The organism is Nocardioides panacihumi, from assembly GCF_039530925.1.
Taxonomy (GTDB): Bacteria; Actinomycetota; Actinomycetes; order Propionibacteriales; family Nocardioidaceae; genus Nocardioides; species Nocardioides panacihumi.
In genome coordinates, this window is the sequence record NZ_BAAAPB010000008.1 from 109,136 (window position 1) to 123,863 (window position 14,728).

The window sequence follows — 14,728 nt, forward strand, 5'->3', positions numbered from 1 at the left end:
GGATGAGCGACATCGCGGGGGAGCTCGCGCGCGTCAAGAGCGCCTTCTCCCAGCCGACCCTGACACTCCTTCACCAGCGGCAGGCGCCGGTCGTCATCACGATCTTCCGGGCGGCCTTCGGGCGCAACAACGTGCCGATCCCGACGGCGCGGCTGCACACGCAGGTCGAGGAGCACCTCGCCGAGATCCGGCTGGCGGGGGAGACGGACGTGCCCAACGGCACCGGCAAGGAGCTCTGCCAACGCTGGATGCGCGGGCAGTGGCTGGTGCGCTCCCTCGACGAGCGGGACCAGGAGGTCTACGCACTGACCTCCCACGCCCAGCAGGCGCTCGAGCTGGTGAAGAACCTCTCGCGCGACCGGGCCTCCCTCAGCGAGCACCGCATCGCGACGATCCTGGGCACCGTGCGCCGCTTCAACTCCGAGGCCAACCCCGACCGGGCCGCACGCGTGACGATCCTCAACGCCGAGATCGCGCGGCTGCAGGCGGAGCGTGACCGGCTGGTCGACGGCGCCGAGATGGTGAGCGCGACCGACGACTACATGGCGGAGGGGTTCACCGAGCTCCTCTCGCTGATCTCGGCGCTGCCCGCCGACTTCGCGCGGGTCGACGAGCGCTTCGCGCAGATCCGCGGTGAGATCCTGGCGGCGTTCCGGGCCGAGGACCGTCCCGCCGGTCAGGTGATCGACGAATACCTCGCCCGTGCCGATGCGCTGATGACGTCGACCCAGGAGGGCCGCGCCTTCGAGGGGGCCTTCGCGCTGCTGCGCGACGACGCCCTCGTCAGCCAGCTGCGCCAGGACCTGACAGCGCTCCTCGAGCACCCGGTCTCAGACCGGATCCTCGCGGACGCCGACCGTGCGGAGCTGCGCGGGACGGTCAGGCTCGTGCGTGACGGCCTGGACCGCGTCCTCGCCCAGCGGTCGAAGGTCACGGCGACGCTGAAGGAGTACATCGTCTCCCACGACGCGGCCCGCGACCGCGAGCTCGCGCAGACGCTGCGTGAGGTGGAGTCGGAGCTCATGACGTGGATGGCCAGGACCGGTCCGCGCGCCACCCACGACGTGGCTCTCCTGCCGGCCCGAGCCTCCGTCGAGCACCTGCGGGAACGGTTCTACGACCCGGCCGACGACGTACTGCCCGATCGGATCGACCTCGACGAAGCCGCCGGCGCGCCCGGTCTGGCGCTGGCGGACCTCGTCGCGCAGGGCGGTCCACAGCTGCCGTCGCTGCGCGAGCGACTCGAGGCTGCCCTCAGCAGCGCCAACCCCGCCGCGTCCCTGGGCGCGGTCTTCGACACGCTCGAGCCGTCACTGCGCAGACCCGTCGAGATATTCGGACTCCTCCACCTGGCCGCTGACCAAGGCTGGAGCGCGGAGGAGCACACCGAGGAGTACGCCGCCCTGCGACCCGACGGCACGAACCGGACCTTCGACGTCCCGCGCCTGCCGCTGCCCGACCCCGATCTTGGCCACGACCTGGAGAAGAGCCGATGACCCTGGACGACGACTGGGCCCCGGAGAGCGTGCCGACCGACGCGATGGGGGAGTTCGAGGCCGACCTCGCCGACGCGACGTCCGTGTCGCTCTGGGAGGGCGACGAGGGCGGACTGGACTTCGCCCAGCGCCGCTGCCTCGTGCTGCTGCTCAAGCAGCGCTTCATCAGCGCGCGGACCCACCCGCGCGACTGGCAGGTGCTGGTCGACCACCGGCGCGTCCTCCAGTCCCGGCTCAACGACCTGTTCCTCGAGCTCGCGATCGACCACACCCGGGAGGTCGCGTGGAAGCGGCAGGCGACCGGCGAGGCGGGCGACCGCTTCCCGACGCTGCTCTACGACGCCGCCTGGAGTCGCGAGGAGACGATCGTGCTGGTGCACCTTCGCGACCGGCTGCGCGCGGCCGCGGCGACGGGAGAGGGACGGGTGTTCGTCGACCGCGACGACCTGACGGAGTACGTCGCGAGCTTCCGCCCCGCCCACGCCACCGACGAGGCGGGCGACGAGAAGCGGGCGCGCAACGCGGTCACCTCCCTGTCGAAGGCCGGACTGCTCATCCCGGGATCGCACGAGGACCGCTTCGAGATCAGTGAGGCCGTGGAGCCGCTGCTCCCGCTGGACCTGTTGGGCGACCTGCTCGAGTCGCTGCGCAAGGCCAACGGCGCCGAGCCGGAGGCCGAGCCGGCCGACCTCTTCGACGACGAGCAGGAGGTGTCGGAGTGACGACCGAGGCTCTCGGCGACGACGTCGAGTTCGACGAGTCCATCGCCAACGACGGACTCTTCGACCGGGAGAGCGTCGCGACTCCGGGCGACGACACCCTGCAGTGGCGTGCCGAGCTCCTTCAGCTGGTCAACTGGGGCGGCTTCGGCGGCCTGACCCGGGTGCCGCTGCACGGCGACGCGACGATGATCTCCGGTGCCTCGGGTGTCGGGAAGTCGACCATCCTCGACGCCTACACGGCGTTGATGATGCCGTCGGACACCAAGTTCAACGGCGCGTCCAACGACGCCGTCGCAGGCCGCGCCCGCAGCGCGGGCCAGCGCAACCTGCTCTCCTACCTGCGCGGCGCCGTCGACGTCGTCGACGACCCGCGCACCGGCCGGCCCGTGGAGAAGCTCCTGCGTGGCAAGGGGGCCGACACCTGGGGCGCGGTCGCGATGACGTTCGTCAACGACCAGGGCCGCCGTTTCACCGCGCTGCGGACCTACTACGTGCCGCGACGCGCGACCCGCTCCGGCGAGGTCCAGATGCAGCTCGCCTCCCTCGACGGCGCCCTGTCGCTGGAGTCTCTCGAGGTCGCCGTCCCGGACCGCTTCCACGCCAACACCGTCAAGAAGCTGTTCCCCGGGATCCGCGTCCACAAGACGTATGCCGAGTTCGCCGCCGTGCTCCACGCCCGGCTCGGGATCGGCGCCAACGGCGACGGGGCCAAGGCGCTGCGGCTGCTGGCGCGGATCCAGGCCGGCAACCAGGTGCGCAGCGTCGACGAGCTCTACAAGGACATGGTGCTCGAGCGTCCGGCGACGTACGCCGCCGCTGACCGCGCCGTCGAGCACTTCGACGACCTCGACTCGGCGTACTCCGCGATGCGGACCGAGGAGTTGAAGCTGGAGCTCCTCGAGCCGATCACCGGGCTGGCCGAGCGCAAGGTCGAGGCCGCCGAGCGATCGGCCGACCTCGACTCCTACGGCGTGACGCTCGCCGGCGACACGCCCCTGCGACTGTGGCTGCTCAAGACCCATCAGCGTCTGCTGGAGGCGGCGAGCGAGAAGAACCGTGCCGACCGCGCCGCGACCGGTGAGGCGCTCACCGCGAGCACGGCGGCCGAGGCCGCCCTGCAGCAGGACCTGGAAGCGGCGAAGGCCGCCCACCGCGACGCCGGCGGCTCGACCCTGCAGACGCTCGCGGCGACGCTCGAGCAGGAGCGGATCGCCCGCGAGGCGCGCATGTCGCGTCGCGCCGAGCTGCAGGAGCGGCTCCTGCCGATCCTCGACGTGACCGACCCCGACGGTGGTTGGGGCGAGGCGGCGCTCGAGACGGGCGAGGAGTTCGCCCGCCTCCAGACGGTGGCCCGCGAGTGGCTGGCCGGCCACGAGGCCGAGCAGCGCGACCTGACCGAGGCCCGCGACACGGCCGTCGGCCGCCGCTACCCGCTGCAGCAGCGCCGCGGCGAGCTGACCCGCGAGCGCTCGTCGCTGGAGAGCCGCGCCGGTCGGGTGCCGGTCGCTCTCCACGAGCTGCGTGCTGAGGTGGCCGCGGCGAGCGGACTCTCCGTCGACGAGCTGCCCTTCGTCGCCGAGCTGATCGACGTCGCACCCGAGGAAGGCCGCTGGCGCACAGCGATCGAGACCGTGCTCGGCGGCTCGGCCCGGGTGATGCTGGTGCCGCTGGACCGGCTCGAGGAGTTCTCCCGCCGGATCGACGGCCTCCGACTGCGTGGGCGACTCACCTTCGAGGGCGTCGATCTCGACCTTCCCGGGACGGGGCCCGGCGACCCTGAGCGGATCGCCGGCAAGCTGCTCTACAAGGACTCCCCGTTCTCGGGCTGGGTGCAGGGACATGTCGCGGAGCCGGCACGCAACGCCCTCTGCGTCGAGTCGCCCGACGACCTGGGTGGTGCCGGCCTGAGGGTCACCGAGGCGGGGCAGACCCGCAACGGCCGCCGCGGCTCGCACGGTCGCAGTGACCACCGCAACATCATCGGCTTCTCCAACGAGGAGGCGATCGCCGAGATCGACGCCGAGCTCGCGGCTCTCGAGCGGGAGCTCACCACGCTCGACGCCGACGTGGCCGGCCTCGACGCGGAGCTGGCGGTGCTCGGACGGCGTCGGTCGGCGTACGACGCCGTGGCGGTCGCTCGCTTCGACGACCTCGACGTCACCGGCAGCGACCGGCGCATCGCAGAGATCGAGGCGCGCCGCGCCGAGATCCTCTCGGCGGACGACAAGCTGGAGGCGCTCGAGCACCAGATCGTCGACCTGGAGACCCGGCTGGAGGATGCCCGCAAGCTGCGCTTCGGGCTGGACCAGGAGCACAAGCGGCTGGCAGACGAGCACGGCGAGCTGGTCGACTCCGAGGACATCGTCAACGACCGCGTGGAGGAGATGGAGCGCGCGGGCCGCGTGATCCTGACCGCGGAGCACGAGGCGAGCCTGGCCGCGGAGTTCGCTGCGGCCACCGCCCCCGACGACCCTGAGGATCTCGACCGGTTCCACGCCAACTCGCAGCGCCTCGACGAGCGGCTGCGACAGGCCGTCGCCGACGCCCAGGCCGAGCTCAAGCGGGTCGACGAGGACCTCGCGGCGATCTTCCGTGCCTACAAGTTCCAGTGGGAGTCACCCAACCTGGGCGCCACGGCGGAGAGCTACCCCGACTACGCCCGGATCCTCGGGGAGATCCGGGCGACCGGCCTCGCTGAGCGGCGCTCGGAGTGGCGGCGCCGGCTCACCGAGTGGAGCGGTCAGGACCTGGTGCCTCTGCTCGGCGCGATGGCGGCGAGCATCGAGGAGATCGAGGACCGCCTCGAGCCCATCAACGCGATCCTGCGCCGACTCGAGTTCGGCGCGGCCGGCGACCGGTTGCGGATCCGGCTGCGGCGACTGGCGCCGGCCCACGTCCAGGTCTTCATGAAGGACCTGCGAACGCTGTCGTCGGGCGCCACCCGGGAGCTCGACGAGGCGGGCATGGAGGCGCGCTTCGCGCAGTTGAGCCGCTTCATGCAACAACTGCGCAGGCCCGAGCACACGGTCGAGGGTGTGAGCGAGCGTGACCGCCTGCTCGACGTACGACGCCATGTCGAGGTCAGCGCGGAGCGCTACGACCACCTGACCGGCGAGCTGCGGGCCACCTACCGCACGTTGGGCGAGAAGTCGGGCGGTGAGTCGCAGGAGCTCGTGGCCTTCATCGTCGGCTCCGCGCTGCGGTTCCGCCTGGGCGACGAGATGCGCTCGCGGCCCCGCTTCGCGCCGGTGTTCCTCGACGAGGGCTTCGTCAAGGCCGACTCGGAGTTCGCCGGCCGTGCCGTGCGGGCCTGGAAGGGACTCGGGTTCCAGCTCATCATCGGCGTGCCACTCGACAAGGTGACGGGCCTGGAGCCGCACATGGACGAGCTGCTCGCGATCACGAAGAACGCGGCGACCCACCAGTCGTGGATCACGCCGATCACCGACGTGGAGGAGCCCGACCCCGCACGGTGATCCGAGCCCGTGGCGCAAGACGAGGGCGGGCGGAGCGCCGTACCTGGCTCTCCGCCCGCCCTCGTCAGCGGCGTGTGTCTGTCAGAAGTCGCTCGTGCGGCGCTCCTCCTGGGTCTGCGTCCCGTCCGCGTGCGTCCGCGTAGCGACGGTCCGCGTACCGCGGGCGCGGTTCCACGTGATGGCGGTCAGCACGATGACGACAGCGCCGACGATGGCGAGGATCCAGCCGACCATCTGCAGGTCGATCCCGCTCACGCTGGCGTTGACCGCGAGGGCGAGGATGAGCCCCACGGCGAGTAGAAAAGCACCGAGTCCGTAACCCATCAGATGACTCCTTCGTGATTCGGTTCCGCCGGTAGGCGGTCGAGCTCCGGTGCCCGGTCCGATGCCGAGGCAAACAAGGGATGCTTCGAACTGTGCTCGACGACCCGCCGAGCGATCGCTCACCGTCGGCCCACCGGGTGCGCGCCGTCCCACGGAACTATCACCGTGATGGTTGGCGCGATCGGTGATAGCTCCTAGGTGTCACCGACCGCTCGAACTATCACCGTGATAGTTACGCCGGGGGCCGGTCAGACCCTCGATCTCTGACGGTCCGGGTGTCGTCGGGCAGCCGCACGGTCCGCCCCGTCGCGTCCAGGTGTGCCAGGAGGGGCAACACGACCCGGCGGCTCGTGGCGAGCGCCTGCCGGGCCGCACTCGTCGTGAAGGGCTGCGGGAGCCGGCTTAGGACCTCCAGCGCCAGGGCGGGGGAGTCCGGCAGGAGGACGACCCCGGGCGCGAGGCGGAGGAGGTGCCCGTCGCGGTGCAGTACGGCGATGCCGCCGGCGTCGAGCCCCAGCGCCTGCAGCTCCTCGGCGGTCGGGGCGGCGAACGGGGCGTCGGCCAGCTGCGCACGCAGCGCGTCGAGGGCGGCCGCGAGACCCGCCGGAAGGCCGGCGTCGCCGGAGCGGATCCGTCCTCCCTCGGAGCGGAGCGGGGTCGTGACGAGCGCGTCCACGATCGCCGGGTCGGGCAGTCCGAGCTCGTGGGCGACGGCGGCCGGCGTGACGCCGCCGACCCCTGCGGCCTCGGCGAGGGCGGCCAACCGGGAGCGCAGCTCCTCGGCGCGCGCCGGGGCGAGCAGCCAGTCGCCGGCGGTGACGACGCCTGCGGGCAGGGGCGAGACGGGCATGCCGATGCGACGCAGCAGGGTGCGGCGTACCAGCCCCCGAGTCGCGAGCTCTGCCTCGATCGTGCCGTCGAGGGCGCCGAGAGCCTCGGCACGCGCCGCGGCCGCTCCGCGCCGGTGCAGCCCGGGCGGCTGCGGGTCGAGCACGGTCGCGCCCCAGATCGTCCGGCTGCCCGGGTCGCGCAGGATCGCCCGATCGCCGACGCGCAGCGGCAGCGCGGTGTCGAGCGTGAGCCGGTAGTAGTCCTTGCCGAGCGGGCGCGCGTGGACGCCGACCAGCGTCGAGCCCAGATGGAGGACGGGCCGTTCCGGCACCCGTCCGCCGGATCCCGGCACGGCGTCGCGCAGCACGACGTCGACGGCGGTCGCCGCCACGAAGGCCCCGGGGGTGAGCAGCGCCGTGCCGCGCTCGACGCCCGCGGGAGCGTGCCCGCCGAGGTCGAGGGCCACCCGTGCGACGCCGCTGACCCGCTGTCGGGGGCGGCCGAGCGCCTCGAGCCCGCGCACCCGCGCCTCGACCCCGTCGAGCAGTGCGAGCGAGTCCCCGACAGCGACGGTCCCCGCAGGCAGCGTGCCGGTGACGACGGTGCCGGCGCCACGGATGTGGAAGCGCCGGTCCACCCAGAGTCGTACGTCGGCCGCAGGGTCCGGCTCCGGCACGGCGGCCAGGACGCCGGCCATTGTGCGGCGCAGCTCGTCCAGGCCGACCCCGGTCCGTCCGCTGACGACGACCGCCGGCGCGCCGGCGAGTCCGGTGCGGTCGACCGCGGCCCGAGCGCGGGTCAGTGCGGGCTCCGGATCGGCCAGGTCCGAGCGCGTCACGACGACGACCCCGTGCCGCACCCCCAGCGCGTCGAGCGCGGCCAGGTGTTCGGCCGCCTGCGGCATCCACGGGTCGTCGGCCGCGACCACCAGCATCGCGACGGGCACGGGTCCGACGCCGGCCAGCGTGGTGGCGAGGAACCGCTGGTGACCGGGGACGTCGACGAACGCCACCTCGCCGACCCCGGCGAGCTCGGTCCAGGCGTAGCCCAGCTCGATCGACAGGCCGCGCCGCCGCTCCTCCTCGAGCCGGTCCGGGTCGGTGCCGGTCAACGCCCGGACGAGCGTGGACTTGCCGTGGTCGACGTGGCCGGCGGTGGCGACGACGTGCATCAGGCGGTGTGCCCGGGACGCGCCACACCCGCCACCCGGCGTACGGCGTCGGCGAGCTCGTCGTCGAGGTCGGCCGGGACGGCGAGCAGGTCGAGGAGGAGCCTTCCGTCGCTGACGTGGCCGACCACCGGCAGGGCTCCGAGCCGGAGCGGCTCGGCGAGGGAGGCCGGCAGTGCGACCGCTGCGCTCGGCAGCGGCACGCCCGGGGCACCGCCGCCACCGACGCGGCCGTCGGAGTGGACGGCTGTCGCCAGGTCCGGCCCGATCGCCAGGGCGAGGCGGCGGGCGCGATCCAGCAGCTCCTCGGGCCGTGTCGCCAGCGCGGCGGCGACGGGCGGCGCCGGGCCGACGAGCGTGGCCTCCAGTGCGGCGAGCGTCAGCTTGTCGACGCGGAGGGCGCGGGCGATCGGATGCCGGCGGAGGCGCTCGACGAGCGACGCGTCGCCGAGGAGGAGGCCGGCCTGGGGGCCGCCCAGCAGCTTGTCGCCCGAGGCCGTGACCAGGTCGGCTCCGGCACGCAGCACCGTCGTCGCGTCCGGCTCGTCGGGCAGCCTGCGGTGAGGGGCGAGCAGGCCCGAGCCGATGTCGACGACGAGCGGGACGCCACGCTCGCGGCACAGCTCGGCCAGCGGGCGGACGGCCACGCTCGAGGTGAACCCCTCGACCCGGAAGTTGGACGGATGCACCTTCAGGACGAAGGCGGTCCGGTCGTCGATCGCGTCCGCGTAGTCGGCCGGGTGGACCCGGTTGGTCGTCCCGACCTCGCGCAGCTCGGCGCCCACCGACTGCAGCAGCTCGGGGATCCGGAAGCCGTCGCCGATCTCCACCAGCTCGCCCCGGGCGATCACGATCCGGCGCCCGCCGGACGCGAGCGCGCAGGCCGCGAGCACGAGGGCGGCCGCGCCGTTGTTGACGACGTGGACGCCGCCCGCGTCGGGCACCCGGGCGGCCAGCGCGGCCAGTGCGGCGGCACCCCGGCGTCCCCGCCGGCCGGTCGGGAGGTCCAGCTCGACGTCGGTCGCGCCGGCCGCGACGGCGACCGCGTCGACGGCGGCCTGTGACAGGGGAGCGCGACCCAGGTTGGTGTGCACGACCACGCCGGTCGCGTTGACGACGCGGCGCATCGACGCGGCCGTCGTGGGCAGCATGGCGAGCACGTGGGCGACGACATCCTCGGGAGCGACCTCGCCCGCGCGGCACGCCTCGAGGCAGGCGACCACGGCCTCCTTCACGCGGCCGCGGCCGAGCCGGGCCGCGGCGGCCGCGACTGACGGGTCGGCGAGCACAGCATCGGTGCGCGGCGTACGCCGGCGACGGTCGTCGTCCACAGGGCTCCCTCCGGCGCGCGATCGGTCTGGCGGAGGCGGACAGGAATCGAACCTGCCTGACCGGGATGCCCGGTCACAACGGTTTTGAGGACCGCGCCCGTCACCAGACGAGGTACGCCTCCGCGGTGCAATCTAGCGGGGCGTGTCGGGTGCTGTTTCCCGGGTGCCGAAGGTGGTTACATGGCACGCGTGAAGCAGTTCATCGGCCAGTGGCCGCTGGTGCGTCAGGCCACCGGTCGCGATCGGCTCGGACGCGGCGCCGCCGCGATGTCGCGGCGCAGCGAGACGCTCGAGCCGCGGACGGTCGAGGCCGACACGGTCGTCGACTCGGTCTGCCCGTTCTGCGCCGTGGGCTGCGCCCAGAAGGTCTTCGTCAAGGACGGCAAGGTCACCCAGATCGAGGGCAACCCTGCCAGCCCGATCTCGCGCGGCCGGCTCTGTCCCAAGGGCAGCGCCAGCAAGCAGCTGGTCACCAGCCCGACGCGTGTCACGAAGGTCCGCTACCGCCGGCCGTTCGGCACCGAGTGGGAGGACCTCGACCTCGAGACGGCGGTCGACATGATCGCCGACCGGGTCGTCGCGACCCGCAAGCAGTCCTGGGAGTGGGCGGCGGACGGCAAGCGCACCCGCCGCACCATGGGCATCGCCAGCCTCGGAGGAGCGACCCTCGACAACGAGGAGAACTACCTCATGAAGAAGCTCTACACCGCGATGGGCGCGATCCAGATCGAGAACCAGGCCCGTATTTGACACTCCTCCACGGTTCCCGGTCTGGGGACCTCGTTCGGCCGTGGTGGGGCCACCACCTACCTGCAGGACCTGGGCAACGCTGACGTCATCCTCATCGAGGGCTCGAACATGGCCGAGGCCCACCCGGTGGGCTTCCAGTGGGTCGTCGAGGCGAAGAAGCGGGGAGCGACGATCATCCACGTCGACCCGCGCTTCACCCGCACGTCGGCGCTGGCGGACGTGCACGTGCCGATCCGCGCCGGCTCGGACATCGCGTTCCTCGGAGGCCTGGTCAACCACGTCCTGAGCAACGAGGCGGACTTCCGGGAGTACGTCGTCGCCTACACCAACGCGGCGAACATCATCGACGGGGAGTTCGGTGACACCGAGGACCTCGACGGGTTGTTCTCGGGCTACGACGCTGAGTCCGGCCACTACGACCCGTCGACCTGGCGCTACGAGCCGCCGGAGGACCCGACCGCCGACGAGCAGCACCTGGAGGGCGAGCTCGAGCGCGAGGAGCACGACGGCGGCGGTGAGGGACATGCCCAGGCGCACCTCGCCGCGCAGTCGGAGGCGCGCGGCTCCGGGGGAGCCGCGGTGCCCTGGAAGGGACGCCGCGACGAGACCCTTCAGCACCCGCGCTGCGTCTACCAGATCCTCAAGCGTCACTTCGCGCGCTACACGCCCGAGATGGTGCAGGACGTCTGCGGCATCTCGCCGGAGCAGCTGCGCCGGGTCGCCGAGGCGCTCGTCGCCAACAGCGGGCGGGAGCGCACCGGCGCGTTCTGCTACGCGGTGGGGTGGACGCAGCACAGCACCGGTGCGCAGATGATCCGCACCGCGTCGATCCTGCAGCTGCTGCTCGGCAACATCGGTCGCCCGGGTGGCGGGATCATGGCGCTGCGCGGGCACGCCAGCATCCAGGGCTCCACCGACATCCCGACGCTCTTCAACATCCTCCCGGGCTACCTGCCCATGCCGCACGCCGACCTGCACCAGTCGCTCGAGGAGTGGGTGCACGACGACGAGGGCAAAGCCGGGTTCTGGGGCAACGTCAGGTCGTACGCCGTGAGCCTGCTCAAGTCCTACTGGGGCGATGCTGCGACGGCCGAGAACGACTTCTGCTTCGACTACCTGCCGCGCGTGACGGGCGATCACTCGACGTACTCGACGGTGAAGGCGCAGATCGAGGGGGACTGCAAGGGCTACTTCATCGTGGGCGAGAACCCCGCGGTCGGATCGGCGAACGGCAAGATGCAGCGCCTCGGCCTGGCGAACCTCGACTGGCTGGTCGTGCGCGACCTGCAGATGATCGAGTCGGCCACGTTCTGGAAGAACGCGCCGGAGATCGACACCGGCGAGCTGGTCACCGAGGAGATCGGCACCGAGGTGTTCTTCCTGCCGGCCGCCTCGCACGTCGAGAAGGCCGGGTCGTTCACCCAGACGCAGAGGATGCTGCAGTGGCGTGACAAGGCCGTCGAGCCGCCGGGTGACTGCCGCAGCGAGCTCCAGTTCTACTTCCAGCTCGGGAAGCGCATCCGGGAGCGGCTGGCCGGCTCCACGGACGAGATGGATCGGCCGCTGCTCGACCTGACGTGGGACTACCCGGCGGATGACAAGGGTGATCCCGAGCCCGAGTCGGTGCTGCGGGAGATCAACGGCACCGGGCCCGACGGCGCCGCACTGTCGGCGTACACGGACCTCAAGGCGGACGGCTCCACGGCGTGCGGCTGCTGGATCTACTGCGGGGTCTACGCCGAGGAGACGAACATGGCGCGGCGGCGCAAGCCGCACTGGGAGCAGGGCCCGGTGGCGCCCGAGTGGGGCTGGGTGTGGCCCGCCAACCGGCGCATCCTCTACAACCGCGCATCGGCGGCGCCGGACGGCAGCCCGTGGAGCGAGCGGAAGCGCTACGTCTGGTGGGACGCCGAGGCCGGCAAGTGGACGGGCGCCGACGTTCCCGACTTCGTGCCGGACCGCGCGCCCGACTACGTCCCGGAGGAAGGCGCGAAGGGCCCGGCGGCCATCGGCGGGCAGGACCCGTTCATCATGCAGACCGACGGGAAGGGCTGGCTGTTCGCGCCGGTCGGGCTCGCCGACGGGCCGATGCCGACCCACTACGAGCCGCCCGAGTCGCCGATGCACAACCCGCTGTACGGACAGCAGAACAACCCGACCCGGCGCTCGCTGGTGACCGCGTCCAACGCGATCAACCCCAGCTACACCGAGGTCTTCCCGTACGTCTTCACGACCTACCGTCTGACCGAGCACCACACCGCCGGTGGGATGAGCCGGACCCTGCCCTACCTGACCGAGCTCCAGCCCGAGCCGTTCTGCGAGGTGTCCCCGAGGCTCGCTGCGGAGCGCGGGCTCGAGCACCTGGGCTGGGCGACCATCGTGACGGCGCGTACGGCGATCGAGGCACGCGTTCTCGTGACCGACCGACTGCGCTCGCTCCGGCTCGGGGACCGGAGGATCGAGCAGATCGGGCTGCCCTACCACTGGGGGCCGAACGGGCTCTCGACCGGCGACTCGCCCAACGACCTGGTCAACGTGACGATGGACCCCAACGTCTACATCCAGGACAAGGTGGGCACCTGCGACATCCGACCGGGTCGGCGCCCCCGTGGCATCGCCCTGACGGCGTACGTGGAGGACTATCGCCGCCGTGCGGGCGTCGAGGAGACGACGACGGAGGGGACCCAAGGATGACGACGCCTCTGGACTCCAGCCTGTGGGGGCGGCTGGACGACCCGGCCGCCGACGCCGGCCACACCGAGCACCCCAAGCGGAAGGGCTTCTTCACCGACACCTCCGTCTGCATCGGGTGCAAGGCCTGTGAGGTGGCGTGCAAGGAGTGGAACCAGGTGCCCGACGACGGGTTCCTGCTCACCGGCATGTCCTACGACAACAGCCAGGAGCTCGGCGCGAGCACGTGGCGTCACGTGGCGTTCGTCGAGAAGCCCATCGACGTCGCGCCTCCCGTCGACCTGGGGATGCCGTCGCTCGGAGCGCCGCCCGGCGACGACCAGGGCGCCGCCTCCGGCGACTCCGGCATCCGGTGGCTGATGTCCTCGGACGTGTGCAAGCACTGCACCCACGCCGCGTGCCTCGACGTCTGCCCGACCGGCGCGCTGTTCCGCACCGAGTTCGGCACCGTGGTGGTGCAGCCGGACGTCTGCAACGGCTGCGGCTACTGCGTCCCGGCGTGCCCGTACGGCGTCATCGACGTGCGTCCGGACGACGGCCGCGCGTTCAAGTGCACGCTGTGCTACGACCGCCTGAAGGACGACCAGACGCCTGCGTGTGCCCAGGCCTGCCCGACGGAGTCGATCCAGTTCGGTGACCTCGACGAGCTGCGCGAGCGTGCCGACCAGCGACTCGCGGAGCTGCACGAGAAGGGCGTCGACGTCGCGCGGCTCTACGGCCGCGACCCCGATGACGGCGTCGGTGGGGACGGCGCCTTCTTCCTGCTGCTCGACGAGCCGGAGGTCTACGGTCTGCCGCCGGACCCGGTCGTGACGACGCGCGACATCGGGTCCGTCTGGCGTCACGTCGGCGCGGCCGCCGGTGCGCTCGTCGCGCTCGGCGTCGCATCGTTCGTGGGGAGGCGGCGATGAGAGAGCGCTCGATGGTGCCCGAGCCGGAGTTCGAGTCCTACTACGGGCGGCCGATCCTGAAGCAGCCCACCTGGAAGACCCCCGACGTCCCGCTCTACCTGTTCCTCGGCGGGCTAGCCGGCGGCTCGGCGCTGCTCGCCGAGGGCGCCGCGCTCACCGGGCGACCGGAGCTCGAGCGGGTGGCCCGCCTCGCAGCCGCCGGGGGCGCAGCGGCCGGCACCGTGGCACTGGTCCACGACCTCGGCCGCCCGGAGCGGTTCCTCAACATGCTGCGGGTCTTCAAGCCGACCTCGCCACTGTCGGTCGGCTCGTTCATCCTGGCGCCGTTCAGCGGGCTCGCCACGGCGGCAGCGGCGTCCCACCTGACCGGGCGGCTGCCACGGCTCGGCCGACTCGCCGGCCTCGGAGCGGCAGCATTCGGTCCGCCGTTGGCCACCTACACCGCTGCCCTGATCGCCAACACCGCGGTGCCGGCCTGGCACGAGGCACACCGCGAGCTGCCTTTCGTCTTCGCCGGATCGGGGGCGCAGGCCGCCGGCGGGCTCGCGATGATGCTCGTGAGCACGTCCGAGGCCGGACCGGCGCGGCGGATGGCGCTGGCCGGCGCCGCGATCGAGATCCTCGCCGCCGAGCGCGTCCTGGGGAAGGGGCTCGTCGCCGAGCCCTACCATGTGGGGCGTCCGGGCCGCATGATGAAGCTCGCCCGGCGCGCGACCACCGTGGCCGCAGCCCTGACAGTCGTCGGAGGCCGGTCGCGGGTCGCCTCCGCGCTCGCTGGGGCGACGTACCTGTCGGCGTCGCTGGCCACCCGCTTCGGGATCTTCGGGGCCGGGCTCGCCTCGGCAAAGGATCCGAAGTACGTCGTCATCCCGCAGAAGGAGCGGCTCGCCCGCCGCGCCGCGGCCGCGTCCGCGACCCACTGACCTGCCGAGTCGGCGCGTCTTCGCACTCTGAGAAGGCCGAGTCGGCGCGTCTTCGCACTCTGAGAAGGCCGAGTCGGCGCGTCTTCGCACTCTGAGAAGGCCGAG

General features: G+C 72.4%; 9 protein-coding genes, 1 tRNA gene and 1 pseudogene. 7 read left to right on the forward strand and 4 right to left on the reverse strand.

The window, feature by feature from the left end; translation table 11 throughout:
- The first annotated feature begins 2 nt into the window (after positions 1-2).
- Genes ABD205_RS21480 through ABD205_RS21490 form a run of 3 tightly spaced genes read left to right on the forward strand, consistent with a single transcriptional unit; the run spans position 3 to position 5,694 of the window.
- A complete protein-coding gene (locus tag ABD205_RS21480) occupies positions 3-1,496 on the forward strand; it encodes a DUF3375 domain-containing protein (protein ID WP_344048478.1) in 1,494 nt (497 codons plus the stop codon).
- Positions 1,493-2,218, forward strand: coding sequence for a DUF4194 domain-containing protein (locus ABD205_RS21485; RefSeq protein WP_344048479.1), 726 nt, complete (start codon positions 1,493-1,495; stop codon positions 2,216-2,218). The genes ABD205_RS21480 and ABD205_RS21485 overlap by 4 nt, the downstream gene beginning before the upstream one ends.
- Positions 2,215-5,694, forward strand: coding sequence for an ATP-binding protein (locus ABD205_RS21490; protein ID WP_344048481.1), 3,480 nt, complete (start codon positions 2,215-2,217; stop codon positions 5,692-5,694). Before ABD205_RS21485 ends, ABD205_RS21490 begins: the two co-directional genes overlap by 4 nt.
- Positions 5,695-5,775: 81 nt before the next feature.
- On the opposite strand, the gene ABD205_RS21495 is transcribed toward ABD205_RS21490, so the two are convergent.
- The 4 genes from ABD205_RS21495 to ABD205_RS21510 form a co-directional block, all read right to left on the reverse strand.
- Positions 5,776-6,018 (reverse strand): DUF6458 family protein, encoded by a 243-nt coding sequence (locus ABD205_RS21495; protein WP_344048483.1) that lies wholly within the window; start codon positions 6,016-6,018, stop codon positions 5,776-5,778.
- Between the two features lie 232 nt (positions 6,019-6,250).
- A complete protein-coding gene (locus tag ABD205_RS21500) occupies positions 6,251-8,020 on the reverse strand; it encodes a SelB domain-containing protein (RefSeq protein ID WP_344048485.1) in 1,770 nt (589 codons plus the stop codon).
- Entirely contained in the window at positions 8,020-9,348 is a 1,329-nt protein-coding gene (gene selA, locus ABD205_RS21505; protein WP_344048487.1) for an L-seryl-tRNA(Sec) selenium transferase, read from the reverse strand. The genes ABD205_RS21500 and selA overlap by 1 nt, the downstream gene beginning before the upstream one ends.
- A gap of 27 nt (positions 9,349-9,375) precedes the next feature.
- Positions 9,376-9,470, reverse strand: a tRNA-Sec gene (locus ABD205_RS21510).
- 58 nt (positions 9,471-9,528) lie between these two features.
- Here ABD205_RS21510 and ABD205_RS22665 point away from each other — a divergent pair.
- The 4 genes and pseudogenes from ABD205_RS22665 to nrfD all read left to right on the forward strand — a co-directional run bounded on the left by ABD205_RS22665 (position 9,529) and on the right by nrfD (position 14,623).
- Positions 9,529-10,098, forward strand: a complete 570-nt coding sequence (locus ABD205_RS22665) for a hypothetical protein (protein WP_486348423.1) — start codon at positions 9,529-9,531, stop codon at positions 10,096-10,098.
- Positions 10,099-10,110: 12 nt separating this feature from the next.
- Positions 10,111-12,792: pseudogene (gene fdh, locus ABD205_RS21515) on the forward strand (formate dehydrogenase); the annotation flags it as partial.
- Positions 12,789-13,700 carry a 4Fe-4S dicluster domain-containing protein gene (locus tag ABD205_RS21520; protein WP_344048491.1) on the forward strand — a complete coding sequence of 304 codons (912 nt, stop codon included), beginning with the start codon at positions 12,789-12,791 and terminating at the stop codon, positions 13,698-13,700. The pseudogene fdh and the gene ABD205_RS21520, both read left to right, overlap by 4 nt.
- Positions 13,697-14,623, forward strand: a complete 927-nt coding sequence (gene nrfD, locus ABD205_RS21525; RefSeq protein WP_344048493.1) for an NrfD/PsrC family molybdoenzyme membrane anchor subunit — start codon at positions 13,697-13,699, stop codon at positions 14,621-14,623. Before ABD205_RS21520 ends, nrfD begins: the two co-directional genes overlap by 4 nt.
- Positions 14,624-14,728 lie beyond the last annotated feature (105 nt).

Coding starts and splice junctions, on each gene's coding strand:
- ABD205_RS21480 (WP_344048478.1), top strand. CDS start 3: ATGAGCGACATCGCGGGGGAGCTCGCGCGCGTCAAGAGCGCCTTCTCC.
- ABD205_RS21485 (WP_344048479.1), top strand. CDS start 1,493: ATGACCCTGGACGACGACTGGGCCCCGGAGAGCGTGCCGACCGACGCG.
- ABD205_RS21495 (WP_344048483.1), bottom strand. CDS start 6,018: ATGGGTTACGGACTCGGTGCTTTTCTACTCGCCGTGGGGCTCATCCTC.
- ABD205_RS21500 (WP_344048485.1), bottom strand. CDS start 8,020: ATGCACGTCGTCGCCACCGCCGGCCACGTCGACCACGGCAAGTCCACG.
- ABD205_RS22665 (WP_486348423.1), top strand. CDS start 9,529: ATGGCACGCGTGAAGCAGTTCATCGGCCAGTGGCCGCTGGTGCGTCAG.
- ABD205_RS21520 (WP_344048491.1), top strand. CDS start 12,789: ATGACGACGCCTCTGGACTCCAGCCTGTGGGGGCGGCTGGACGACCCG.
- nrfD (WP_344048493.1), top strand. CDS start 13,697: ATGAGAGAGCGCTCGATGGTGCCCGAGCCGGAGTTCGAGTCCTACTAC.